This window comes from Paludibacterium sp. B53371 (assembly GCF_018802765.1).
In the GTDB taxonomy this organism is placed as follows: Bacteria; Pseudomonadota; Gammaproteobacteria; order Burkholderiales; family Chromobacteriaceae; genus Paludibacterium.
Genome location: NZ_CP069163.1, coordinates 2,345,531 through 2,367,250, shown reverse-complemented (window position 1 = coordinate 2,367,250; position 21,720 = coordinate 2,345,531). Strand labels below are relative to the sequence as shown.

General features: G+C 62.7%; 25 protein-coding genes. 10 read left to right on the top strand and 15 right to left on the bottom strand.

Annotated features, from left to right (window positions below; all coding sequences use genetic code 11):
* Position 1 precedes the first annotated feature (1 nt).
* Genes JNO51_RS11370 through JNO51_RS11315 form a run of 12 tightly spaced genes read right to left on the bottom strand, consistent with a single transcriptional unit; the run spans position 2 to position 10,467 of the window.
* Positions 2 to 448: a 3-hydroxylacyl-ACP dehydratase gene (locus JNO51_RS11370; RefSeq protein WP_215777242.1), complete on the bottom strand. Its 447-nt coding sequence runs from the start codon at positions 446 to 448 to the stop codon at positions 2 to 4.
* The gene (locus tag JNO51_RS11365; protein ID WP_252346069.1) at positions 445 to 1,233 is read right to left on the bottom strand and encodes a beta-ketoacyl synthase chain length factor; all 789 of its coding nucleotides are present in this window, start codon (positions 1,231 to 1,233) and stop codon (positions 445 to 447) included. The genes JNO51_RS11370 and JNO51_RS11365 overlap by 4 nt, the downstream gene beginning before the upstream one ends.
* 2 nt (positions 1,234 to 1,235) lie before the next feature.
* Positions 1,236 to 2,432: a beta-ketoacyl-[acyl-carrier-protein] synthase family protein gene (locus JNO51_RS11360; protein WP_252346068.1), complete on the bottom strand. Its 1,197-nt coding sequence runs from the start codon at positions 2,430 to 2,432 to the stop codon at positions 1,236 to 1,238.
* 4 nt (positions 2,433 to 2,436) lie between these two features.
* A complete protein-coding gene (locus JNO51_RS11355; protein WP_215777235.1) occupies positions 2,437 to 3,315 on the bottom strand; it encodes a polysaccharide deacetylase family protein in 879 nt (292 codons plus the stop codon).
* Positions 3,312 to 3,989 (bottom strand): alpha/beta hydrolase, encoded by a 678-nt coding sequence (locus JNO51_RS11350; RefSeq protein WP_215777232.1) that lies wholly within the window; start codon positions 3,987 to 3,989, stop codon positions 3,312 to 3,314. Before JNO51_RS11350 ends, JNO51_RS11355 begins: the two co-directional genes overlap by 4 nt.
* A complete protein-coding gene (locus JNO51_RS11345; protein ID WP_215777229.1) occupies positions 3,973 to 6,324 on the bottom strand; it encodes an MMPL family transporter in 2,352 nt (783 codons plus the stop codon). Before JNO51_RS11345 ends, JNO51_RS11350 begins: the two co-directional genes overlap by 17 nt.
* Complete coding sequence (locus tag JNO51_RS11340; RefSeq protein ID WP_215777225.1) at positions 6,321 to 6,917, bottom strand: LolA-related protein; 597 nt, start codon at positions 6,915 to 6,917, stop codon at positions 6,321 to 6,323. The genes JNO51_RS11345 and JNO51_RS11340 overlap by 4 nt, the downstream gene beginning before the upstream one ends.
* On the bottom strand, positions 6,907 to 7,821 hold the full coding sequence (locus JNO51_RS11335) for an acyl-CoA synthetase (protein ID WP_215777221.1): 915 nt from the start codon (positions 7,819 to 7,821) through the stop codon (positions 6,907 to 6,909). The genes JNO51_RS11340 and JNO51_RS11335 overlap by 11 nt, the downstream gene beginning before the upstream one ends.
* Before the next feature lie 4 nt (positions 7,822 to 7,825).
* Positions 7,826 to 8,128 carry a beta-hydroxyacyl-ACP dehydratase gene (locus JNO51_RS11330; RefSeq protein ID WP_215777218.1) on the bottom strand — a complete coding sequence of 101 codons (303 nt, stop codon included), beginning with the start codon at positions 8,126 to 8,128 and terminating at the stop codon, positions 7,826 to 7,828.
* On the bottom strand, positions 8,125 to 9,477 hold the full coding sequence (locus tag JNO51_RS11325) for an AMP-binding protein (protein WP_215777214.1): 1,353 nt from the start codon (positions 9,475 to 9,477) through the stop codon (positions 8,125 to 8,127). Before JNO51_RS11325 ends, JNO51_RS11330 begins: the two co-directional genes overlap by 4 nt.
* A gap of 10 nt (positions 9,478 to 9,487) precedes the next feature.
* Positions 9,488 to 10,180 (bottom strand): hypothetical protein, encoded by a 693-nt coding sequence (locus JNO51_RS11320; RefSeq protein ID WP_215777209.1) that lies wholly within the window; start codon positions 10,178 to 10,180, stop codon positions 9,488 to 9,490.
* Positions 10,177 to 10,467, bottom strand: a complete 291-nt coding sequence (locus JNO51_RS11315) for a phosphopantetheine-binding protein (protein ID WP_215777205.1) — start codon at positions 10,465 to 10,467, stop codon at positions 10,177 to 10,179. Before JNO51_RS11315 ends, JNO51_RS11320 begins: the two co-directional genes overlap by 4 nt.
* 190 nt (positions 10,468 to 10,657) lie before the next feature.
* Here JNO51_RS11315 and JNO51_RS11310 point away from each other — a divergent pair, with 190 nt between their 5' ends.
* Together JNO51_RS11310 and JNO51_RS11305 are read left to right on the top strand one after the other, a co-directional pair.
* Complete coding sequence (locus JNO51_RS11310; RefSeq protein ID WP_252346067.1) at positions 10,658 to 11,332, top strand: phosphatase PAP2 family protein; 675 nt, start codon at positions 10,658 to 10,660, stop codon at positions 11,330 to 11,332.
* 45 nt (positions 11,333 to 11,377) lie between these two features.
* On the top strand, positions 11,378 to 12,409 hold the full coding sequence (locus JNO51_RS11305; protein ID WP_252346066.1) for a hypothetical protein: 1,032 nt from the start codon (positions 11,378 to 11,380) through the stop codon (positions 12,407 to 12,409).
* On the opposite strand, the gene JNO51_RS11300 is transcribed toward JNO51_RS11305, so the two are convergent.
* On the bottom strand, positions 12,394 to 13,302 hold the full coding sequence (locus JNO51_RS11300) for a hypothetical protein (RefSeq protein WP_215777203.1): 909 nt from the start codon (positions 13,300 to 13,302) through the stop codon (positions 12,394 to 12,396). The two genes, JNO51_RS11305 and JNO51_RS11300, sit on opposite strands and share 16 nt — an antisense overlap.
* Positions 13,299 to 14,519, bottom strand: a complete 1,221-nt coding sequence (locus JNO51_RS11295) for a winged helix-turn-helix domain-containing protein (RefSeq protein WP_215777200.1) — start codon at positions 14,517 to 14,519, stop codon at positions 13,299 to 13,301. The genes JNO51_RS11300 and JNO51_RS11295 overlap by 4 nt, the downstream gene beginning before the upstream one ends.
* Before the next feature lie 273 nt (positions 14,520 to 14,792).
* On the opposite strand from JNO51_RS11295, the gene JNO51_RS11290 reads away from it, so the two are divergent.
* The 4 genes from JNO51_RS11290 to JNO51_RS17470 all read left to right on the top strand — a co-directional run bounded on the left by JNO51_RS11290 (position 14,793) and on the right by JNO51_RS17470 (position 17,407).
* Entirely contained in the window at positions 14,793 to 16,085 is a 1,293-nt protein-coding gene (locus JNO51_RS11290) for an NAD(P)/FAD-dependent oxidoreductase (protein ID WP_215777196.1), read from the top strand.
* A 127-nt stretch (positions 16,086 to 16,212) separates the two neighbouring features.
* Entirely contained in the window at positions 16,213 to 16,524 is a 312-nt protein-coding gene (locus JNO51_RS11285; RefSeq protein WP_215777192.1) for a cupin domain-containing protein, read from the top strand.
* Between the two features lie 93 nt (positions 16,525 to 16,617).
* Positions 16,618 to 17,148 (top strand): YfaZ family outer membrane protein, encoded by a 531-nt coding sequence (locus JNO51_RS11280; RefSeq protein ID WP_215777189.1) that lies wholly within the window; start codon positions 16,618 to 16,620, stop codon positions 17,146 to 17,148.
* 127 nt (positions 17,149 to 17,275) lie between these two features.
* Positions 17,276 to 17,407: a hypothetical protein gene (locus JNO51_RS17470; RefSeq protein ID WP_256444945.1), complete on the top strand. Its 132-nt coding sequence runs from the start codon at positions 17,276 to 17,278 to the stop codon at positions 17,405 to 17,407.
* 53 nt (positions 17,408 to 17,460) lie between these two features.
* On the opposite strand, the gene JNO51_RS11275 is transcribed toward JNO51_RS17470, so the two are convergent.
* Positions 17,461 to 18,300 (bottom strand): SPOR domain-containing protein, encoded by an 840-nt coding sequence (locus JNO51_RS11275; protein WP_215777187.1) that lies wholly within the window; start codon positions 18,298 to 18,300, stop codon positions 17,461 to 17,463.
* A gap of 132 nt (positions 18,301 to 18,432) precedes the next feature.
* Here JNO51_RS11275 and ndk point away from each other — a divergent pair, with 132 nt between their 5' ends.
* The 4 genes from ndk (at position 18,433) to JNO51_RS11255 (ending at position 21,717) form a co-directional block, all read left to right on the top strand.
* Positions 18,433 to 18,858: a nucleoside-diphosphate kinase gene (ndk, locus tag JNO51_RS11270; RefSeq protein WP_215777182.1), complete on the top strand. Its 426-nt coding sequence runs from the start codon at positions 18,433 to 18,435 to the stop codon at positions 18,856 to 18,858.
* A 52-nt stretch (positions 18,859 to 18,910) separates the two neighbouring features.
* Positions 18,911 to 20,005 (top strand): 23S rRNA (adenine(2503)-C(2))-methyltransferase RlmN, encoded by a 1,095-nt coding sequence (gene rlmN / locus JNO51_RS11265; protein ID WP_215777177.1) that lies wholly within the window; start codon positions 18,911 to 18,913, stop codon positions 20,003 to 20,005.
* Between the two features lie 86 nt (positions 20,006 to 20,091).
* Positions 20,092 to 20,739, top strand: a complete 648-nt coding sequence (gene pilW / locus JNO51_RS11260) for a type IV pilus biogenesis/stability protein PilW (protein ID WP_215777175.1) — start codon at positions 20,092 to 20,094, stop codon at positions 20,737 to 20,739.
* Between the two features lie 3 nt (positions 20,740 to 20,742).
* Entirely contained in the window at positions 20,743 to 21,717 is a 975-nt protein-coding gene (locus JNO51_RS11255; protein ID WP_215777171.1) for a helix-turn-helix domain-containing protein, read from the top strand.
* Positions 21,718 to 21,720: the final 3 nt, after the last annotated feature.

Sequence of the window (21,720 nt, the reverse complement as noted above, 5' to 3'; positions counted from 1 at the left end):
ATCAGACTTTCGGGGAATAGGCGTCGGCATCGAGAATCGCGGCCAGCCGACCGCTGGCCAGCACCTGCTCGTCCGCCAGGATTTCAAACTGATACAGGGCATTGACCGCCGAGCCCGACAAACGGGTGGCATGGACCGTCAGGGGACCCGTGGATTGATCCAGCCGCGCGACATGCCAGCGCACATCCCGCGCACTGGTGAGGAAACCGGCCTTGGGAGCCGGCGACGCTTGCGCCAGCAGGGCGCCATGCACGGCCATGGCCTGGGCGGCGTATTCAATTGCCGTCGAGATCCCCAGCCGGTCATGGGCACGCAGCGGGTTATCTGCCTGGCAGTGGCTGTCGGTCAGACAGTAAATCTCCTGCTCATTCCAGTCCCGCACACTGTCCAGCAGGCACATCTTGCCCTGATGAGGGATGTGTGCCGCGATCCACTGACGATCGATCATGCCGCCACCTCAATGGCCAGACTGGTTTCCGCCAGATAGTCGATGACGACACGGCCGCTGCCGCCCCGGGCCAGGCGCTGCAACAGGGGCAGACTGCGTGCCGAGGGGACTTGCAGGCGCAGCGACTCGAGATCGCTTTGCGCCAGGGTATCGGCTGGCTCCTGACAGAGCGACAGGCGCAAGGACGGCTGGTGTGCCGCCGTCTGCATCGGGCTCAGGACCATACCGACGCCGAAGGGCCAGGGAATCGGGCGCAAGGAGTACAAAGGCTCGGGATAGGCGGTGTCGAAGGCGATCAGCAGGCAGGGCTGGCCACTGCTCAGTGCCTGACACGCCGTTTCCAGCAGGGCGGCACCGAAGGTCGCATCGTAGGTGCACAGGCTGGTCGAGGCTGCGGTGCAGTGCGTGGCGATGCCCCAATACCCTGCGGCTGCATTGTGAACCGAGTTATGGAAGCGGGTCGGCGAAATCATGCGGTCATCCGAAGCCAGCGTATCCAGCAGGCTGTGGCAGTTCTCGCAGTCCCCGCCCGTGGAAGAAAAAATATTCGCCAGTGTGGCAGGGTCTCGTCCGGCGGCCCTGGCCGCGCCCAGGCCGATGGCCATGGAGAGACGGATGGCACTGCCCGCGCGGCGCCGTTCGGTGGCGGGAAGCAACTCGGCCACCGGCATGACGACCGGCGCCATATCGATCGGCTGCTCGCCACGCAAGACAGGCTGGGCGTCAGACCAGTTGGGCAGGCCCGGACCGATCAGACTGATACCTTCAAGATAGATAGTGTTCATGCTCATGATGCGACGCGCGAAAAAATCAGGCTGCAGTTACTGCCGCCAAAACCGAAAGAGTTGCTGAGGACGTGCTGCAAGGGCTGCGTTCGTGTGGTCAGCAGATAGTTGGCTTGCAGGCGCGGATCGGTCTCCCGGGTGCCGGCACCGCCCGGCATGAAGCCATGGCCAAGCAGCAGGGCACAGATCACGGCTTCGATCCCGCCAGCGGCACCCAGGGTATGACCAGTGTGCCCCTTGGTCGAGCTGCAGGGGGTTTGTGTGCCGAAGAGGCTGCTGACCGCGGCATCTTCCGCCGCGTCATTACTCGGGGTGGCCGTGCCATGCAGGTTGATATAGTCGATCTGTGCCGGTTGCAGGCCGGCACTGTCCAGTGCCGCCTGCATGGCGGCGAGGGCGCCCAGACCCTGCGGATGCGGCGAGGACATGTGATAGGCATCGCTGGTTTCACCGACGCCTGTCAGCAGAATGTCGCCTACGCCGGCCGGATCGTGGCGTTCCAGCAAGGCATAGGCAGCTCCTTCACCGACCGAGATGCCGTCACGGTTTGCATCCCAGGGTTTGCAGGGACTGGCCGAGACCAGCTGCAGGGACGAAAAGCCGTAGATGGTCGTCAGGCACAGAGAGTCCACGCCCCCCACCACGGCGGCATCGACCAGGCCAAGGCTGATCATGCGCTGTGCGGCGGCAAAGACTTTGGCACTGGAAGAACAGGCGGTGGAAATCACGGTGGCGGGGCCGCTGATGCCGAAATAGTGACGGACGAAGTCTGCCACCGAGAAGGTATTGTGGGTTTCGCGATAGCGATGATCGGACGGCAGTCGGCCGGTTTCCGGATCGCGGAAGCGGTAAGCCACTTCCGAACTCAGGATGCCGGAGGTACTGGAGCCGAGAATCACCGCCACGCGCTGGGCACCATGACGGGCAATCGCCTGCCTGACGTGTCCGGCGAAGCCGTCCTGTTCCAGCGCCAGCTGGGCCAGACGGTTGTTGCGACAATCAAAGCGTGCCAGATCCGGTCGCAGGGTGAAATCGTCGAGGCCGGCAACCTCGCCCATGCAGAATTCGGATGAGATGGTTTCCCAGCGCTGGCGCACGATTCCGCTGCGCTGGTGCCGCAGGGCATCCACATGGGGGGCGATGCCGGCGCCAAGCGCGCTGGTCAGTGTGTAGGCACTAAGTCTGAGGGCTTGCATCATAACGTCACGACGGATCAGTTGGGTGAGACGCGCTGGCGTCGGGTTTCAGAGAGAGGGGCAGGGCATGCAGATCACGGGCCAACGGCGGCTGGCAGGCTTGCCGCAGGGTCACGGTATGCAGATCATGTGCCTTCAGCGCCGACAGCAAGCGAGGCAAAACCTGCTGAATGATCGGCTGGCCATTGGCATCTCGTGCGGCATTGCCGTCATGCAACAGCAGAATGTCCCCGGCTTGCAGCCCGCGGATCAGTTTTGAATACACGTTATCCGGGTTTTTATCCCGAGTATCATAACCTCGTCGGGTCCAGCTCACAAGAATCAGGCCGGAGGCTTCCAGGCAGGGGGCAAGGAAGGGGTTGCGCAGCCCGGCGACCGGTCGATAAAAGCCCGTCGAATGGCCGCAGACGGCCTGCAGCGTCTGCCGGCCGTCGAGGATTTCCCGCTGCCAGCCCCGCGGGCCGGACAGGGCCAGCAACACGGGGTGTCGCTGGCCGTGATTCTCGATCTGATGCCCCTCGGCCAGGATGCGCCGGCAGAGGTCGGGATGTCGGGCTGCCCGGGTGCCGATGCAAAAAAAGGTGGCACGGGCGCCATGCTGTTTCAGGATGTCCAGCACGGCAGGCGTGACTTCGGGGTCGGGACCGTCATCGATGGTGATGGCGATTTCCTTGCGTTGTGCCGCCGCGTCAGGCAGGCGGGTCAGATTGGTGCCAAGCCACTGGCTGCGGGGCAGCAGGCCGATGGTGGCAATGAGGCCATGCAGCAGCAGCAAGGCCAGCACAACCGCGCCCCAGTGAGCCGGCCAGCGCAGCAGCAGCACCAGCGCCAGCAGGTGAAGGGCGAGACAGAAGCGCAAAAAGGGGGTGAGTGGCGGGATGGTCATGTGATCGCCTGCGCTTCGTCAGCAAACGGCCCCTGATCGAGCCAGCCGGACCACAATGCCTGCCAGGCAGGCCAGTCATGTTTCCCCCGGGTGTGGAGTATTCGTCTGTCCGCGATCAGGCTGGCCAGCATGGCCTGACCCTGCCGGAAACGATCCTGATCCGACAGGCCGAGCCAGATGGCGGGCATGGCGTCCTCGGTACGCGGCTGCCGACACAACCAGTGCCACCAGCGACGTTCGTCATGCTGTGAGCAGTCGGGCAGCCCGGCCCAGTCAGCCGGGCTGCCGGCCGCACGGATTTCCGCCAGAACGTCGCCGGTGCCGGGGTAGGGCGCGATCAGCATCAGTCCGGCCAGTTTGTCGGCATGCGCTGCCGCGCAGTGCAGGGCATTGAAGGCGCCGAGGGAAATGCCGGCCAGCCAGATCTGCCGGTAGCCCTGACGAGCTGCCGGCGTCAGGATGGCTTGTTCGATGTCTGCGGCAACGGTCTGGGCCATGACTTGCTGGTACCCGATTTCGGCCAGCACGATGTCGACATTCAGTCCGCGCGCTCGCACGGCCTGCACCATGCCCTGCTCGATCATGTCCTCCGGCCTGGCCATGGCCGGCGGCAGCAGGACCAGCAGGGTCCTGGCGTGCAAGCCGGCGCATACGGGTTCATGTATCAGCCGCATGGCGGGGCTTCCGGGTCAGTGCTGCGGCAAACAGCAGGGTCAGCAGGGCACCAATGGCCACCGTCGAGCCGATATAGGACAACACCGGTACTCGGGATGTCCCGAGCAAGCCGAAACTCATGACCGTCGCCAGGTTGGCGATCAGCAGAGAGGTTTCGATCTGTTGTTGTTCCCCGGCAGTTTCCGGTGTCTGTTCGCTGACGAAGAACAGGGCGTAGTTGGAGCCGATGGCCACCACCAGCAGCAAGCCCACCAAATGCAGGATCGTCAGTTGAATGCCACAGGCGTGCAGCAGACCGACGACGCACAGCACCGCACAGCCCAGCGGCAGGGCAATGCGTGCGGCCCGGCCCGGGCCGCACGACAGGGCCAGCAACAGCAGGATGGCGAGACATCCCAGGCCGGAGAGCAGCAAGGCTTCATGCGTGTAATTGTCGAAAATGCCGGTGGTTTCCTGCAGCAGGTCAATCACGGTGATCTGGCTCAGCCCTGCCGCCGCCAGGGCAGATTGCACCTGGTTGATATCCATGAGATCCGGCTGGGCGCCCAGGCCGCTCGGCCGCAGGGGCATCAGGACCAGATAACCGTGCTGGCGCGGGATCAGCATGGAGTCGAGCAGCATCCCTGAGGCGGTGCCTTTCAGGTCGGCACGGGTCAGGGGGGCATGCTGGCGGGCGTTCTGCAGGTCAGCCAGAAACCCTTGCAGCTTACCGGCCTGCAGGGGCAAGCCTGACAGCGCCTGCTGCAGGGTGTGGCGAGCCTGCTCCGGCGCCGGCAGTGCCTGCTGGCGCGTGTGCTGGGTCTCCAGGCTGGGCAGCAACTGGCTGGGTGCGTGGAAGCCCCCGATGACTTGTTGCCGGGTCAGGGTCTGCAGCGTCGAGGCGGCACGTTCCGAGAGGCTCAGCGCGGTTTGCTGGTCCGGCGCCACAAAACTGGCGACATAACGCATATCGTTGCCGCCGAGATCACCGCGAAGCTGGGCGTCGAGGTGGTTTTGTGCGGCGGAAACCGGGCTGAGCGCGGACAACTGGCGACTCCAGATGTCCTGTTTCTGAACCAGCAGAGGCACCACGGCCAGCAGGCTGATGACGATGACCACGCCACGCCAGCGGTACAGGCCGTCCAGCAGGGCCTGCAGCGTCCGGCCTACCCGGCTCAGGTCACGCAGCCTGGCCCGGGCCGGCATCAGGATCGGCAGCACATAGCGGGTCACCAGCGCGGCGGTCAGCAGACCGCTGATGGAGTAAAGGCCGAGCTGGGCCAGGCCGGGAAAACTCGAGCAGAGCAGGGCGGCAAAACCGGTGATCGAGGTGAGAACCCCCAGGCGGATGGTGCGCCAGAAGCTGCGTGGATGACTGCCCCCCGCCCGTTGAATGAACAGATAGATGGAGTAGTCGACCGCCTCGCCAATCAGGGTGGTGCCAAAGCCGAGTGTCAGGCCGTGGACATGTCCGAAGCCCAGACTGACGGCGGCAATCCCGGCCAGGGCACCCGAGACCACCGGCAGCAGGCCCAGCAGCAGCAGCGAGGGCGAGCGGTAGACCAATAACAGCAGGCAGACCACCAGCGCGGTGCCCAATGTGGCCAGTCGGCCGACTTCATCCTGAATGGTGTCGCGCGAGGCGACCGACATGACACTGGTGCCGCTCATGACCAGCCGGGTATCTGCCGTTTTGCCCGGCAACCGGTCGAAGGTCTGGCGCAGGGTGTCCAGCGCATGGGCCTGCGCATCGGTGTTCAGACCAGAGTCGGCCAGCTGGACCAGCAGCACCGCGCGGTTGCCATCGCGCGAAATCCAGACTTCGCCGTCGCTGCGCGGTGCGGCATCACCGATGAACTGATCCAGGATGCGCAGCGTTTCGCCGCTGGGGTCCCGGGGCAGAATCTGTTTGACCAGCAGGCCGCCGTCGCCGGCCATGTCCAGCAGCAAGGTCTGAATGGCCTCGTGCAGACCGGCCGGGCTGAAACGGTCGACACTGATCGCCGGGCTCAGCAGGTAGCGGTTGTCGAAGAAGTAACGTTGATCGCGTTGCTGGGTGGCCGAGTCGCCGTTTTGTACCGCGCTGAACAGGGCGTTGCCGTTCAGCCGCTGCACCATCTCGCGCGACAGCTGGGTGCGCTGGCTGGCATTGCCCCCTTCGATACCGAGCAGCACCAGCCGGGCGATGGCGCCATCGCGTAACTGGTCAACCAGCATCTGCTGTCTGGCGCTCGGGGTTTTCGGCATGAAGGCCGACAGATCAGCAACAAAGCGGGTCTGGCTGATGACCAGGCAGGCGGCCAGCATGGCGGCCAGCCACAGGGTCAGGATCAGTTTCTGCGAGCGGGTTTTCATCGGGTGCTGGTGATGGTCATGTCAGAACGGTCCCCGTCGGCCTGCAGGAAGGAGATGGTGCGTACCTGTGCCCGCGCGCCGCTGATACGGACCTGGCTGATGAGCTTCAGCATGCGTGCCTGCAGGGGAACCAGCGTCAGCTGCCATTGCTCGGCACGGCCGGTCAGATTGACGTTGAAATAACGCTCCAGGGCGTTGCGATCCCCTGCCAGGGTGGCACGGATGCTCTCGACGAAGGCGGCGACCTCGGGCCGGTCTGACAGCGAGACCGTGATGCGTCGGCCATCACTGCGCTCCAGCATCAGTTTGTCACCCTGCAGGATGACGGCCTCTGCCTTTGGCTTCAGTGTGCGCTTTTCCAGCCGGTCCGGTGCGGTGAAGGACAGTTCGCCGGAGGATTCCAGCGGCTGGTCGAGCACGGCCAGGGTTTTCTTTTCGACGAAGGTGGCCGTGCCGGATTTTTTTTGTCCCAGCATCTGCATCAGATCCGGCATGCCCCAGTCGGCGGCGAAGGTGGCGGTGCCGGCGATCAGCAGCAGGCTGGCGAGCAGGGGGGAGAGTCGATGGGCAAACATGATCGTTTTAAGCTTCATTCCAGAAATCGTAGAAATTGAACCAATTGAACGGCTGCGCCTGGCAGTGTCGGGCCAGTACGGCGACATAGCGTGCCATCAGATCGCTGGCCAGGGCATCGCGCGGCTGTCCTGCTGCGGCAGAAGGGTCGTCGAGACGTTCAAAGTGTAGCTGATAACGGTTGCCGCCCAGGTAAAGACCGGCAATGAAATACACCGGGTGCCCCAGCATGGCCGCCATGCGAAATGGTCCGCCGGGGAAGGGGGCCGGGGTGCCGAGGAAGGGGTGCGGCACATAGGTGTCGGGGCCGGTCGCCCGATCCGCCAGCAAACCGACCAGCGCGCCCTGCTTCAGCCGCTCGTGGACCCGGAGCATGGCATCCAGCGAGCCGAGGGGGATGATGTCCTGAACGGCCCCCGGATTGATGGCCGCCAGTGTCTGCTGGATTTGGCGTGCGTTCTCGGGGTACATGGCCATGCTGACGCGCATGTCCGGCCGCTGGCGCGCCATGCTGCGCAGGACTTCGAAACTGCCCAGATGGGCGCCGAACAGCAACAAGCCCTGGCCACTGGCGCAGTGCTGATGCAGGGCCTCGGCACCGACCAGCTCAATGTCGAACTGGTCGAAGCGGTCGCGCAGCAGATAGACCCGGTCATGGATGGTCGTGGCAAATGCCAGGACATGGCGGTAGCGCTCGTGCCAGCGTGGCGGGCGTCCCAGACTGCGTGTCAGGTATTGGCGCGAGGCACGGCCTGCCTTGCCGCCGAACAGGGTGAAATAGGCGGCGATGCCGAACAGCACCAGGCGCGAAACCGCTCTGCCAAGACGCAGGGAGAGCTGACTCATGAAGCCGAGCAGCAGTGCACTGCCGCGCTCCTTGCGCTGCATCCAGGCCGGTGTGTCCTTGACCGCGAGGCGAGGCATGTGGTCACTCATGGCAGGCGGCTGCCTCTGCGATGAATTTGCCATCGGCGACCTTTTGCGCTGCGTGATACAGACTGAAGGCCACCTGTGCGTGGCCGGCCTCGTAGCGCAGGCTGAGCGTTCCCCCTGCGCTGACCGGTGCGTAGAACTTCACCACGGCCAGTCCGGTCAGGGTCAGCCCTTCATGCTGGCTGATGGCTGCCTGGGCCAGGTCGAGCAGTACCACGCCGGGGACGATCGGCCGGCCGGGGAAGTGGCCGGCAAAGGCCGGGTGGTCGCTGGCGATGATCAGTGGCAATTCGGTCATGGCGACTCCGGTCCGTCAATGTGTTGTTGAATCAGTGCCTCCAGGGTGCGCGCCAGGATCTTGCCGTTGCCATCCCGCGGCAGCGAGTCCACGAAAACGATGGGTCTGGGCAAAAAAACCGGATCGATATGGGCGCGCAAGCCGGCCAGAATGGCCTCGCGTTGCAGGCTCGGGGCCACGACAAAGGCGGCCAGGCGCTCCACTTCGCGTGCGTGCCGTGTCCGGGGGATGCAGAAGACGCCGTCCTCCACCCCGGGCAGGCGGGTGATCAGGTTGTTGAGGTAGGTCAGCGAACTGCGCTTGCCAGCCACATTGATCATATTGGCTTTGCGATCGATGAGCCGGAACGTGTCAGCCGAAAGCAATTCAACCGTATCGTTGAGGATTTGCGGGGTTTCGTAGACCTCGCCGACAGCCCAGGTGTCTTCTCCCTGTTGTTGCAGGGTAATCCCGGCGACGTTGTGCCAGATGTCGTCGCGACAGGGTTGCCGGGTAGCCAGTTGGCCGGTTTCTGTCGAGCCGTAGATTTCCAGTACCGGGCAGCCGAGTCGTGCTTCTGCCTGGCGGGCCAGCTCAACGCTCAGGGGGGCGGTGGCCGACAGGATGGCCGCGACGGGAGGCAAGGTGATGTCCGCTTCCAGCAGTTTGCGCAGATGGAAGGGGGTGATCACCAGTAGTCTGGGGGCGGTCATCTCTGCCAGGCTGGCGGCGATGTCGGCCGGGAAGAAAGGCAGGCGGGTCGACATGCGGCCACCGGCCAGGACCGGCAGCAAGACGCTGGATTCGAGGCCATACATATGGCGAATTGGTACCGTGCCCAGTACCGAACAGCGGCCTCCCGCCGTATCCCATACTCGTTCGGCGCCGGCCAGAATGGCCAGCCGCAGCCGGCCGAAGGTCTTGTAGTGGGCGCTGGGCGTCCCGGTGGAGCCCGATGTATAGACACAGGCGACGCGGCGGTCCGCAGGGATCAGCGGGTTGTCGCGGCGCCAGTCGGCCGGGTCCTCGCCATCCAGGTTGATGTGCAGAAACGGGTGGCTCGGCAGTGGATTGTCTGCCTGGTCGCCCAGTACCAGCAGGTCTGTTTGCTCTGCGGCAACGGCTGCCAGGTGCTCGGGGGCGGCCGAGTTGGGCAGTACGGTGAGCAGACCGCGGGCAAAGGCCGCAAAAAGAGAGACGGCGAAATGATAGCGGTCCTGGCAAAGGTTCAGTAATGCGCCCTGGGCCGGCAGTCTCTCCGCCAGGCTCAGGACATCGTGCTGGAATCGGCCGCGACGGATGACCTGACCTTGGCGCCAGGTAAAGGGGGTACTCGGGTCGAGCGGCGGAAACAGGGGAATGGCATTCATGGTGACGGATTCAACAGTCTCGCGGCGCTTTGGCTTCTGTTTGCCAGGGTTTGCCCGGCGGATGATTTCGGGTGTATTCGCGGTAGGAGGCGATGGTCTGGGCGATGCTGAAATGGGGTCTGTCCGGCAGCAGGCGCAAGCGGATCAGGAATTCGCCGCCAAACATGATGCCCAGCGATACCGGGGTGAGAATGGTGGCAAAGAAGGCCCAGGCCGGCAGCGGAGCCAGGCAGAACAGACCGATGGAGATCAGCCCGCTGGCGACAAAGTAGATGGTCCAGGCGAGCGTGACGCCCCAGGTGTAGCGCAGGTAATCGGCATCCAGCACCTCACTGATGGCGATGCGGGCAATGCGTGAGCACAGGGCGCCATGGTGGGTGCCCAGTGTGCTGCCGAACATGATACCGAGCGAGACCATGGCCGCCAGGTGCTGGACAAAATACAGCCAGGCCGCATGGGTCAGCAGGGTGTCAATGTTGAGGGCAATGGCGATGGTGGCGGCCAGGCAGCCGGCCAGCGCGGGCCAGCGGAACGCGGAATGCCAGCAGGCAACCACGACCCCGGTGGCCAGCGGCAGGGAGCCGACAATGACAGCCAGAACCGGAGGGTGGTGCGAGGCCGACGCCAGATAGCTCAGCCCGGCATAGGCGGCGAACACGATGGCCAGCAGCAGGAATTTCGCCTTGCGCCACAACGACATCATTTGCTGCGGTGCTCGGCAATATAGTTGGCCAGGGCGCGCAGGGAACCAAAAATGCGAGCGTTGTCTTCGCCGTCGGCTTTCAGCTGTACGCCATATTGTTTGGACATCACCAGGGCAATTTCCAGAATATCGATTGAATCAATGCCCAGCTTGTCTCCATACAGGGGCTCTTCTGGCACAATGGCTTCCGGCGAAATATCAAGATTCAGTGCCGTAACGATCAGGCCGGCAATTTCTTGCTCCAGCGCCGGGTTATGTGCGGTGTCTGCGGAGTTTTGAATATCCATGATGGTAATTTCGCGAAAAAGAGTTGGTCAGGGATGGCTGTTATTCGCCAAGGCAATTCAGTTTCGGTATGATCTCGAACCCGATGGCGTGACCGTTATTGCGGCTAACTACTTCCCTGATGGAAAAGGGCAAAATTATAGCAAGATCAATAGCGTCCGGTATAGTGTGAAATTGCTTTAAGGAGTTGATTTGAACCAAGGAGAGGGTAGGTTCTCGCGAGACCGGATTGATATGGTGAAACTGGTTTTCACCCGTTTCTGGTTCAAGATGTTCGGAACGATGGGTTTTACCCTGATTTTTTTTGTCGGGTATATTTACCTGCTGAAAAATCCATCGGGCCCGGTACATATTATCCCGCTGACATGGTTTGATTCTTTGGTGGATTTTTCCCCTGCTGCGCTGCCGGTCTACTTGTCTCTCTGGTTTTATGTTTCTCTTCCGCCGGTTTTGATGTTGTCGCGCCGGGAAATTGCCCGTTACGGGGCGAAGGTGGCGCTGCCCTGCCTGGCGGGTCTGGCGGTATTTTATGTCTGGCCCAATGCCATTGCGCCTGCCAGCATCGACTGGGCGCTGCACCCCGGCGTCTCTTTTCTGAAGCAGGTCGATACGGCAGGCAATGCCTGTCCTTCCCTGCATGTGGCGACCGCCGTTTTTTCTGCCGTCTGGCTGTTCTGGCGTTTCCGTTTCTGGCATTTTCCCGGCTGGTTGCAGGGGTTGAATATCTTGTGGTGTCTGGCAATCGCCTGGTCCACCATGGCGATCAAGCAGCATGTGGCCCTGGATGTGCTCGCCGGCACCGTGCTGGGGCTTTTCACGGCCTGGTGCTCCGGGTTGAAGCGTCATGCCTGCCGACCGGGGGGCTGATCGCTGCCGGGCTGTTTTCCATTTGCGCATTGTTTTCTTTCTGTCATGAATGCTGAATCTCTGTGGTTTACCCAGTCTGCGGTGAGTGCGCAGGCCTTCCTGCCGCCGGGGGACAACGTGGCCGGGCTGTTGGGCATGGCTGTCATCGGTGGGCAGGCATTGGCCTGCGGCCCGGCCGGCCCGGTGCCGCTGCAATCGGTCGCTACGCCACTGCTCGGTACGGATGCACTGCAGGTCGAATCGTGGGGGGTGAGTGCCGCTTGCCGTCAGGGTACGTTCCAGGATGTGCGTTATGCCGCCTCGGCCAACCTGCTGTTTGGTGTGGTTCAGCTCGATGAGGCCGATGTCGCGACTTCTGCGGGGGATGCCCCGGCATTGCAGCAGATTGCCGAACGTGCCTATCGACAGATCTTTGCCCTGCTGGCGCAGGAGGCCTGTCCTTATCTCTGGCGCGTCTGGAACTACGTGCCGGATATCAATCGTATTGACCAGGGGCTCGAACGTTATCGGCAGTTCAATATCGGGCGTCATCAGGCTTTCTGCGCCTTTGAGCGTCCGGTGGATGCCAGCCCGGCAGCCTGTGCGCTGGGCGTGGCTGCCGGACCGCTGTCGATTGCTTTTCTGGCGGCGCGCACGCCGGCCCGGCAGATTGAAAATCCCCGTCAGGTCAGTGCCTTTGTCTATCCGGCGGAATATGGTCCGCGCAGCCCGACTTTTACCCGGGCAGCACTGGCGCGTGCGGGAGAGCAGTCGATTCTGCTGATCTCCGGCACGGCGAGCATCGTCGGTCATCAGACCATGCACCAGGGGGATGTGGCCGAGCAGACGCGGGAAAGTATGAGGAATATCTCGGTGTTGCTGGCCGAGGCCAACCGACTGGCCGGGGCCTCGCTGTTTGCGCTGGACGGGCTGGTGTATCGCGTATACATCCGCCATGCCGATGACCTGGACCTGGTGCGGCAGACTCTGGCCGGGATCATTGGCTCATCGGCCGTGCTGACTTTTGTGCAGGCAGATATTTGTCGCGCTGATCTGCTGGTGGAGATTGAAGCTCACGGGTTTCATTTGCCCGGCTGACGGCCTGATGCCTCGATGCGCAGCCACAGATCCTGTCGTTGCAAGGGGGTCTGCGGCGGCAGCTCGGGATTGGCCAGTTCGATGATGGTGCGATGGCCCAGGTCGGCGCGTGACAGGGCGTCCTGATAGTACTGCGTGAACAGCTGGTTGAAGCGGTTGTCCCTCAGGGCTTTCTCCAGGCCGTGGCGGATGGCTTCGGCCAGCACCTGATTGTGCGGGCAGACGAAAAAATACACGGCAGCGGGATAGTGCAGGACAAGATGGCGATCCACGCCCAGGCCGGCCTGCCGGTAACGGTCCAGTTCGGGCCAGATCTCGTTGACCGAGCGCGGGAAGTAGTCGAAACGCCGGTTCTGCAGCATGCGAAACAGCGCATCGTACTGGCCGCTTGAGTTCACGGGCAGACCATTGGCTCGCAGGATGCGGGTGTCGGGCCAGTCCGGGCCCTGTCCGGCAGTCAGCTGCGCCAGTGTGGCAAGCGAGTCAACGTTGGCCAGGCGCTCCGGCTGCTCTGCGCGGATCAGGGCGATGCGCCAGCCGATCAGGCCACGGTCGATCGGGATGCGAATCGGCAACAGCCTGCTTTCCCGTTCTATGGTCGTCATGCTGGCGACGACATCCACGCCGGGCTGGCAGGCTGCCAGTTCACCCAGTGCCCGCGCCTGGGGCATGGCTTGCAGACCGCGTAGCGCCTGGAAGCGATGGCCATCTTCCTGCAGCGCCAGCTGCAATAGCTGGAACTGATAATCCGAGCGGTGGTCGGTGACGGATTCGGGCGGCGGCAGGTAGACCGGTTGTGCGCCTTGCACCAGCGGGCTGAGGCATGCCGCCACCAGCCACAGGACTCGCCAGCCATGTCGCCGTTTTTTCATGCCGCCACCTTTCTTGTTCATGCCGTGTCATCCCCCCGGGGGGCAATCAGTCCGTCCGGCCCGTGCGTCATTCGGATTTGAGGTGTGCCGTGCCAGTCGGCCAGCTTGTGCAGGGTCTGGCCCAGGTCCTTGAGCAGCCGCTGACTGACGCGCACGCCCGGTTCCAGATGGAAACGGCGAATCTCGAAAATACCTTGTTGCCGATGTGCCTTGGCATCCAGCCGGCCAATCAGCTTGCCGCGATGCAGGATGGGCAGCGCAAAATAGCCGTACTGACGTCGGGCTGCGGGTGTGTAGCATTCAATGCGATAGTCGAAGTCGAACAGCTCGCGTGCCCGCTTGCGATCCCAGACGACCGGGTCGAAAGGGGAGAGTACGGCCGTGGCGCCTGCTTTGAGGCTGCCGGCCTCGGCGCGCGCCAGTTCGGGGGCCAGGCTGGCATGTACAAAGGCATCCTGCTGCCAGCCTTCGACCCGTACCGGGATCAGTTCGCCCTGATCGGCCCAGTGATGCAGCAGGGCTTCGTGACGCCCCCCCTTGATGCGGTAGTAGTCGCTCAGCCATCCCGCCCTGATGATGCCCAGGGCCCGGCAACTTTGCTGCAGCATGGTTTGTCTGGCCTGTTCCGGCGTCGGCAGGTCGCGTGCATCATTCCACTGCGGCAAGACGCGCTCGGCCAGGTCGTAGATGCGCTGGAAGTTGTGCCTGGCCCTGACCATGACCCTTCCCTGGGCGAACAGCACCTCCAGATGGCGCTTCTCCGGCTTCCAGTCCCACCAGCCGCTGCCTGTGCCGTGCTGGCGGGCAAAATCGGCCGAGCGCAGCGGCCCCTGCTGGCGCATTCTGCTCAGCAGCGCTTCGATTTCCGTGCCGTGGCGTGCCAGCCAGTCTTTCGGGCATTTCCAGCCCAGCGAGGTGGCGTCCAGCATGCGGTGGCGCAACAGGCCGTAGTCTTCGATGGGGATGAAGCAGGCTTCGTGTGCCCAGTATTCGAACAGCGCACCTTCTGCCAGTAATTCATCCAGCCAGGCGGGCTGGTAGTGACCGAGGCGACTGAAGAGCACCAGGTAAGGACTGCGGGCGACGACATTGATGGTGTCGATTTGCAGCAGGGCCATGCGGCGGATGCAGGCGAGGACATCGGCGCGGGTGGCCCGGCGGCGCGGCGGGTTCAGCAGTCCCTGAGCGCTCAGGTGCAGGTGGCGGGCAGCTTGTCGGGAAAGGTGCAGGGTTGACATGGGGGACTCTGGGGCGCTGGATGCCTTGAGTTTCTTGGGATTGCCGGGCGGGTGCAAGTAAATTGCTTGTTGCGGTGCGGCATGGTTGCGCGCGCCGATGACCATATTCTTGGGGTATAGGGAAGGAATCTGTTGCTGTCCGGCAGGAAAGATTGTTCTGCGGCAGGGAGTTGAGTACATTGGTGCGGTGCACAAGAATCATCCGGCCAGCATGTCGTCATGCTGCCCAGAGTATTTTTTGCATACCGAGCCCTGGGGGCAGAGAGAGTGCCTATGAAAATCGTGATTGTCGGTGGCGGAGCGGGTGGCCTGGAGCTGGCCTGCAAACTGGGACGTCAGTTGGGGCCGCTTGCGGTGACGCTGGTGGATTGCAATCTGTTTCACATCTGGAAGCCCTCCTTGCATGAGGTGGCCGCCGGCACGCTGGATATCCATCAGGAGGGCCTGTCTTATCAGATGCTGGCGCACGATAACGGCTTTACCTTTGTGTTTGGGGCGCTGACGGCGCTGGATGCGCCGCGCCGCATGATCAGTGTCGGCGAGACGCTGGCTGACGATGGCTCGGTGATTCTGCCTGCCCGGCAACTGGGGTATGACCAGTTGGTGCTGGCGATCGGCAGTACTTCGAATTATTTTGGCGTCCCCGGTGCTGCCGAACACACCTTGTCCCTCAATGGCCCGCATGACGCCGAGTGGTTTCGGCTGCGCATGCTTAAGTTGCTGACGCTGGCCGATTTGCAGAAGCCGCAGAATCCTCAGGTGGCGGTGGATGTGGTGATCATTGGCGGCGGGGCGACCGGGGTGGAGCTGGCGGCCGAGTTGCGTGAGGCCAGCGAGGTGCAGGGGCGGTATGGTTATCCGCGGCTCGACCCTCTGCGCGATGTCCGCATTACCTTGCTGGAGGGTGCTGCGCGGATTCTCTCGCCGTTGCCTGCCAGGGTGTCGCGTACGGCGTTGCAATTGCTGGCCGAGCGGCAGATCACGGTGCATACCGGCTGCAAGGTGACCCGGATTGATGCCGACAAGGTGCTGGATAGTGAGGGGAATGTGTATCCGGCGGATCTGATTGTCTGGGCCGCCGGTATCAAGGCACCTCCCTTGCTGGCGACGCTTGGCCTGCCGCTGGCCAGGAGCGGGCAGTTGCTGGTGAATCGACGTCTGCAGGTCGAGGGATTTGCAGACATGTTCGCGCTGGGGGATTGCGCCGCCTGCGAGTATGCCGAGGGGAAGTGGGTGCCTCCGCGGGCGCAGAGTGCGCATCAGCAGGCTGACTATCTGTACCGTCTGTTGTTGCGTCGCGTTCGGGGGCAGGCCGAGCCGGCCGCATCCTATGTCTATCGTGACTATGGTTCTCTGGTGTCGATGGGCACCCGGACCTCGGTCGGGAACCTGATGGGGAATCTGTTTGATGCCTCCTGGTTTGTGGAGGGCTTTCTGGCGCGTTGTATGTATGTGAGCCTGCATCTGCTGCATCACCGTGCTGTGCTGGGGACGATGCGCACAGGGGTGCTGGCGCTGGCGCGTTATCTGGTGAAGCGTGCGCGCCCGCTGGTGAAATTGCATTAATATGCTTTTTGATTTATTGATGATGATGTCTTGGCAGGTCTTCTGATGGGGCTTGTCGGCATGGAGGGGCAGGCAGGTGAGGACGACCTGGTGTGCCCCGTTTACATACCGCGTAAGGAGATTTGTCATGAGCGCTTTTATCTTGCACCGTCTGCCGAGTCTTGGCCGTTCGCTGATGCCGGACAGTGATCATCTGTTGACGCAACTGCGGCCATCTCAACTATTGCTGATCAATTTGCGCCCCGGTCAGTATGCTTTTGAATCCCATGTGCATCATGAATTCCTGCTTTGTCTCGAAGGGACGCTGGTGTTGGAGGATGAGCAGGGGCGCGCCTGTGAGGCGCGGACCGGCGAGATGATCGAGATTCCTTCCGGTCTGTCGCATCGCTTTGCTGCCGGGGCGGATGCCGTGATCGCCACGATTGCACAGTCGTCCTAGCCCCGTGGTTTGAGACGCGCTCTTCTGTCTGTCAGCGGGAACTCCGCGGCGTTGCCGGAGTCATGCCTTGTTTCACCGAGTCAGAGAGTGTGTATGAAACAGGTTGTTCTGAGTGGTGTCTTGCTGGCGCTGGCGGTTTCTGCCCATGCGGCGGAGTACGGGGTGGCAGCCGGTCGGGATTTTCAACAGTTCTCTCGTACCCCGGAAGGGATCATTCCCGGTTTTACACTGGATTATCTGCATCATGATCATCAGGGTTCCGCCGGGGGCCTTGGTCTGATGATGGGGGTGTCGCTCGGACCGGTTTCCCTCGGCGGCGGGGTCAAGGCCATGGCGATCGATACCGATGCCGGCTCGGCGCCGGCAGCCCTGCCGGGGGCGCGTGCCAGTCTGGCGCTGGGGCACGGACTGAGCGTCTATGCCAGCGCGTTTCAGGCGCCTTCGGCCCTGGCCAGCGGCAGTGTCGGCAAGGTGATTGATCGCTCGGCCGGTGTGCAGTGGCAGCCAGTCGGCCCGCTGACGCTGACGGCCGGTTACCGGCAGTTCGAGATCGAGCGTCAGGATGCCAGCCGCAATCGCACCCTGGCCGATGGCGCTTATCTCGGGGTGGGGTTGTCTTTCTGATGCTGCGCATGCCGCATCTGGTGCAGCTGTCCTTTTTGCCAGCTAAGTGACTGATTTTGACATGTAATTTTCATCTTTGCCTGCTATAACTAGAACTCCCCTTTTTTTGTCTACGGGAGATTGCGGCATGGATGAACAAGAATTCGATGAGTCGATGCTGGCGCCATCCAGGGACAATCTCGATACGATGAGTGCGATGGAGAGAGAGTCCTTTGCTGATTCGATACGTGACGAGTGGGATCAGGACAGTTATCTGTAATCCCCGGTCCTCTCGTGATGATCCCGCAGCGCCGTCAGGCGTCTGCGGGATTTTTATTGGTTGCTGCCGGGGACGTTGAGCATGGGGGCATAGCCCATGGCTCTGAGTTTGGCCATGGCCTGTTCGGCCTCAGCCCGGGTGCGGAATGGCGCCAGGTGAACCCGGGTCTCGCTCTGCACTTCAATGCCTTTGCTCTTGAGTTCGTTGATCAGCTTCTGGGCGTTTTCCGTGCTGCTGAACAGACCCAGCTGGACGTTGTATCCCACTGAGCTGCCTGATGGCCGTGCGATCGGGCTGGCCGAGTTCTGTGGCGGCAGGGGCTGGACCGGCTGAATGTTGGGCATGGCCTGCGGCTGGGCCGCCGGCGCCCGATAGGGCTGGTTGCCGGTGACGGCGGGTGTCGAAGGCTTGAAGGCACGCGTGTTGTCGCGATTGGCTGCGGGCGGCGCAGAGGGGGCAACCGGCTGTACGGTGACCATTTTGCTGTGCTGCTGCGGTGTCGCCTGGTTGGCGGCCGGTGGCGCTGACGGCGGCGGCGTGGTGGCTGCCGGCAGTGACAGCGGCGGTGTGGCGGTCATGCCCGGTGTCTGGTTGACATCCGGGCCGGACGGGGCCGTACCGACAGGCTGGCTGCTGGCCACCGGCGCACTGGCCGTGGGGGCGCTCGCCGGGGCCGGCGGGACCGCAGCCAGGCCGGCCGAGCTGACAATATTGCCGGCATTGTTGTCGGCCATGTCGGTCTTCTTGCCGGTGACGGTATCGAGGAGCGGAATGGCCGCCAGGGCGAGACCGACCAGTCCGGCGGCAATGGCCAGGCGAACTTTCAGTTTGGCGCCGAAGTCGGAGGCTTCGTCATCTTCGTATTGGGGCGGGTCTCTGCGCTGGTCGCTCATTGTGCTTAATTTTTATGCGGCAAATGACTAAAAAGACTGGTAATATAACGGGTTCTGCAAATTCGGCTTAAACCGCTCTGGCGCAAGCAAGTCGATAGTTTAGCCAGTCAACAAGGTAATTGGGAGATTTATATGGCAATTGAACGCACCCTGTCCATCGTTAAACCGGACGCCGTCGGCAAAAATGTGATCGGCAAGATCTATGACCGTTTCGAATCGGCCGGTCTGAAAGTGATCGCTGCCCGCATGAAGCAGCTGTCGCGCAAGGAAGCCGAAGGCTTCTACGCCGTGCACAAAGAGCGTCCCTTCTTCAAGGATCTGGTTGATTTCATGGTTTCCGGCCCGGTGATGATCCAGGTGCTGGAAGGCGAGAACGCCGTCCTGAAGAATCGTGAACTGATGGGTGCCACCGATCCGAAGAAGGCCGATGCCGGTACCATCCGCGCTGATTTCGCCGACTCGATCGATGCCAATGCCGTACACGGTTCTGACAGCGCTGAAAATGCTGCCATCGAAGTCGCCTATTTCTTTGCGGCTTCCGAAATCTGCTCCCGTTGATTCAAGACGGCGGTCGTTTCGGCGACCGCCGTTTCTGCTGCAAGAGATTTAAATGAAAACCAACCTGCTCGACTTCAACCTGAACCAGCTGACCGAACATTTTGCCGCGATGGGTGAAAAGACCTTCCGCGCCAAGCAGGTCATGCGCTGGATGCATCAGATGGGTGAAGACGATTTCGACGCCATGACCGACATTGCCAAGAGTCTGCGTGCCAAGCTGCACGAGTCGGCCGAGGTGCGCGTGCCGTCGCTGATGGCCGGGCAGGAGGCCAGTGATGGCACACGCAAGTGGCTGCTGGATGTCGGTACCGGGAACGGCGTGGAAACCGTGTTCATTCCCGAAGACGATCGCGGCACCTTGTGTGTGTCTTCCCAGGTGGGGTGTGCGCTGGAGTGCACGTTCTGCTCGACCGGTCGTCAGGGCTTCAACCGCAATCTGTCGACCGCCGAAATCATCGGCCAGCTGTGGTGGGCCAACAAGGCCATGGGCGTGACGCCGAAAAACGAACGGGTCATTTCCAATGTGGTGATGATGGGGATGGGCGAGCCGCTTGCCAATTTCGACAATGTGGTGTCGGCCCTGCAGATCATGCTGGATGACCATGCCTACGGTCTTTCTCGCCGCCGTGTCACGTTGTCGACTTCCGGTCTCGTGCCGCAGATGGATCGTCTGGCGGCCGCCTGTCCGGTGGCGCTGGCGGTCAGTCTGCATGCGCCGAATGATGCCATTCGCGACGAGATCGTGCCGATCAACAAAAAATACCCGCTGTCGGAACTGATGGCAGCCTGCCGGCGGTATCTGGCGTTTGCACCGCGCGATTTCATTACTTTCGAGTACGTGATGCTTGACGGGGTCAATGACAGGCCCGAACATGCCCGGCAGCTGTTGCAGCTGGTTCGTGACGTGCCCTGCAAGTTCAACCTGATTCCGTTCAATCCGTTCCCGAACTCCGGGTACGGCCGCTCGAGCAACAATTCGATTCGGGCGTTCCGGGAAATTCTGCAGGACGCCGGGCTGGTGGTGACGGTGCGCAAGACGCGCGGCGACGATATCGACGCTGCCTGCGGGCAGCTGGCCGGGCAGGTGCAGGACAAGACGCGCCGTCAGGAAAAGTGGATCCGGATTGCGGAGAGCGACTCAGAGTGAAAAAATACCGGTGGGAAAAGGCGCTGTTGCCGATGGTTTTTTCTGTCGGGGCATTTGCCACCTCACCGTCACATGAGTTAGCCTCCGTGCATGCCCAGCTGGCTTTTGAGTATGCAAAGGCAGATCAGCTGGCGCTGGCGCTCGATGCGGCAGGGCGAGCCGTCGATGCCGGTGAAGCCTTTGCGCCGGCCTGGCTGGCGCGGGCGCATGTCCGGGCGGCCTTGTCTCAGGACGAAGCGGCCGAGCAGGACTATCGCCGGGCCTTGCATCTGGCGCCGGACAATGGCGAGGCAAACAATAATTTCGGTCTGTTCTTGTGTCAGCGCGCCCGGGTGGACGAGGGGGTGGTGCACCTGAAGCGGGCCTTGCTGGATCCGCGCTATGAGGCGCGCGAGTCGGCTTATTTGAATTTGGGGCGCTGCAGCCTGTCGGCAGGTCAGGCTTCGCAGGCGATTGAACACTGGCTGTCTGCCCTGCAGCTCAGGCCGGCCTTCCCGCCGGCGCTGAGGCAGCTGGCGGCCTTGTATACCAACCAGGGGAGCGTCACACTAGCGTCTTATTACTTTGGCCGTCTGATTGAGCATGCCGGGCCGCTGAATGCCGATGACCTCCTGCTGGGAGTGCGCGTGGCTAGGCTGTCCGGGGATCGTGTCCGGGAAGAGGCGTTCTCTGGCGAGTTGCAGACTCGCTTTCCGGACTCCAGGGAAACACAGCAGTTGTTGAGCGGGATCTGATGGATGGAACAACAATCCGAACAGAATAATCAGCCGGATCCGGTAAGCGTGGGCAGTGCCCTGCGTGCGGGGCGCGAAGCCGCCGGGTTGTCTCTGAATGAAGTGGCCGAGCGACTCAAGCTGTCGCTGCGGCAGCTGGATGCCATTGAACGCGATGATTTTGGTGCCTTGCCGGGCGCCACGTTCGTGCGCGGATTTGTACGCAATTATGCTCGTTTTCTGGAAATCGACCCGACGCCGCTGATGGAGGCGCTGGACTCGCATTTCCCCTCGGCCGCCACCGAAGTCGCCAATCTGGCGCGCGAAGAGCATGCCGAGGAGTCTGCCGAAAAGCGCGAAAGCGCAGCCAATTCGGGGACCTGGATGGTTGTGGGGCTGGTTGGTGTGGTGCTGGGGGCCAGCGTTCTGTGGATCTTTGGTCATCACGGTGAGCAGCAGCCTGATCTGGCTCCGGTCGTCAGTGCACAGACCGCCTCGGATCTGGCGGCAGCGGCCTCCGTGCCGGTGGTGTCCACGGCGCCTGCTTCGGCATCGATGGCCAAGGCGGCTTCCGCGCCGGCAGTGGCCAAGGCTGCTTCGGCGCCCGCCGTGCAGGGCCGGCCGGCCTCCGCGCCAGCTCAGACCGATGCTTCGGCGGCCGCCGCCCGTGCCAAGGCTCGCGCCGCGGCCAAACTGAACGCCAGCAAGGCGGCTGCCCGTGCGGCCTCGGCGCCTGGTGCGGTGCACCCGGCTTCGGCGGGGGCCGGCAAGGTGACCGTGTCGGTGACCGAGCCGTCCTGGGTGGCGGTGGTCGATGCCGACGGCAAGAAACTGGTGTATTCGATGGTCGTGCCGGGCACGCCGCGCGAAGTCAGCGGGACGCCGCCCTTCAAGGTCCGGATCGGCAATGCCGAGAAGGCGACCCTCACCTACAACGGTCAGGCGGTTGATCTGGCCGAGCATACCAAGGGTGCAACGGCCAACGTTGAACTCAAATAGCGA

Coding starts and splice junctions, on each gene's coding strand:
- JNO51_RS11370 (WP_215777242.1), bottom strand. CDS start 448: ATGATCGATCGTCAGTGGATCGCGGCACACATCCCTCATCAGGGCAAG.
- JNO51_RS11365 (WP_252346069.1), bottom strand. CDS start 1,233: ATGAACACTATCTATCTTGAAGGTATCAGTCTGATCGGTCCGGGCCTG.
- JNO51_RS11360 (WP_252346068.1), bottom strand. CDS start 2,432: ATGATGCAAGCCCTCAGACTTAGTGCCTACACACTGACCAGCGCGCTT.
- JNO51_RS11355 (WP_215777235.1), bottom strand. CDS start 3,315: ATGACCATCCCGCCACTCACCCCCTTTTTGCGCTTCTGTCTCGCCCTT.
- JNO51_RS11350 (WP_215777232.1), bottom strand. CDS start 3,989: ATGCGGCTGATACATGAACCCGTATGCGCCGGCTTGCACGCCAGGACC.
- JNO51_RS11345 (WP_215777229.1), bottom strand. CDS start 6,324: ATGAAAACCCGCTCGCAGAAACTGATCCTGACCCTGTGGCTGGCCGCC.
- JNO51_RS11340 (WP_215777225.1), bottom strand. CDS start 6,917: ATGAAGCTTAAAACGATCATGTTTGCCCATCGACTCTCCCCCCTGCTC.
- JNO51_RS11335 (WP_215777221.1), bottom strand. CDS start 7,821: ATGCCTCGCCTCGCGGTCAAGGACACACCGGCCTGGATGCAGCGCAAG.
- JNO51_RS11330 (WP_215777218.1), bottom strand. CDS start 8,128: ATGACCGAATTGCCACTGATCATCGCCAGCGACCACCCGGCCTTTGCC.
- JNO51_RS11325 (WP_215777214.1), bottom strand. CDS start 9,477: ATGAATGCCATTCCCCTGTTTCCGCCGCTCGACCCGAGTACCCCCTTT.
- JNO51_RS11320 (WP_215777209.1), bottom strand. CDS start 10,180: ATGATGTCGTTGTGGCGCAAGGCGAAATTCCTGCTGCTGGCCATCGTG.
- JNO51_RS11315 (WP_215777205.1), bottom strand. CDS start 10,467: ATGGATATTCAAAACTCCGCAGACACCGCACATAACCCGGCGCTGGAG.
- JNO51_RS11305 (WP_252346066.1), top strand. CDS start 11,378: ATGAATGCTGAATCTCTGTGGTTTACCCAGTCTGCGGTGAGTGCGCAG.
- JNO51_RS11300 (WP_215777203.1), bottom strand. CDS start 13,302: ATGAACAAGAAAGGTGGCGGCATGAAAAAACGGCGACATGGCTGGCGA.
- JNO51_RS11295 (WP_215777200.1), bottom strand. CDS start 14,519: ATGTCAACCCTGCACCTTTCCCGACAAGCTGCCCGCCACCTGCACCTG.
- JNO51_RS11290 (WP_215777196.1), top strand. CDS start 14,793: ATGAAAATCGTGATTGTCGGTGGCGGAGCGGGTGGCCTGGAGCTGGCC.
- JNO51_RS11285 (WP_215777192.1), top strand. CDS start 16,213: ATGAGCGCTTTTATCTTGCACCGTCTGCCGAGTCTTGGCCGTTCGCTG.
- JNO51_RS11280 (WP_215777189.1), top strand. CDS start 16,618: ATGAAACAGGTTGTTCTGAGTGGTGTCTTGCTGGCGCTGGCGGTTTCT.
- JNO51_RS17470 (WP_256444945.1), top strand. CDS start 17,276: ATGGATGAACAAGAATTCGATGAGTCGATGCTGGCGCCATCCAGGGAC.
- JNO51_RS11275 (WP_215777187.1), bottom strand. CDS start 18,300: ATGAGCGACCAGCGCAGAGACCCGCCCCAATACGAAGATGACGAAGCC.
- ndk (WP_215777182.1), top strand. CDS start 18,433: ATGGCAATTGAACGCACCCTGTCCATCGTTAAACCGGACGCCGTCGGC.
- rlmN (WP_215777177.1), top strand. CDS start 18,911: ATGAAAACCAACCTGCTCGACTTCAACCTGAACCAGCTGACCGAACAT.
- JNO51_RS11255 (WP_215777171.1), top strand. CDS start 20,743: ATGGAACAACAATCCGAACAGAATAATCAGCCGGATCCGGTAAGCGTG.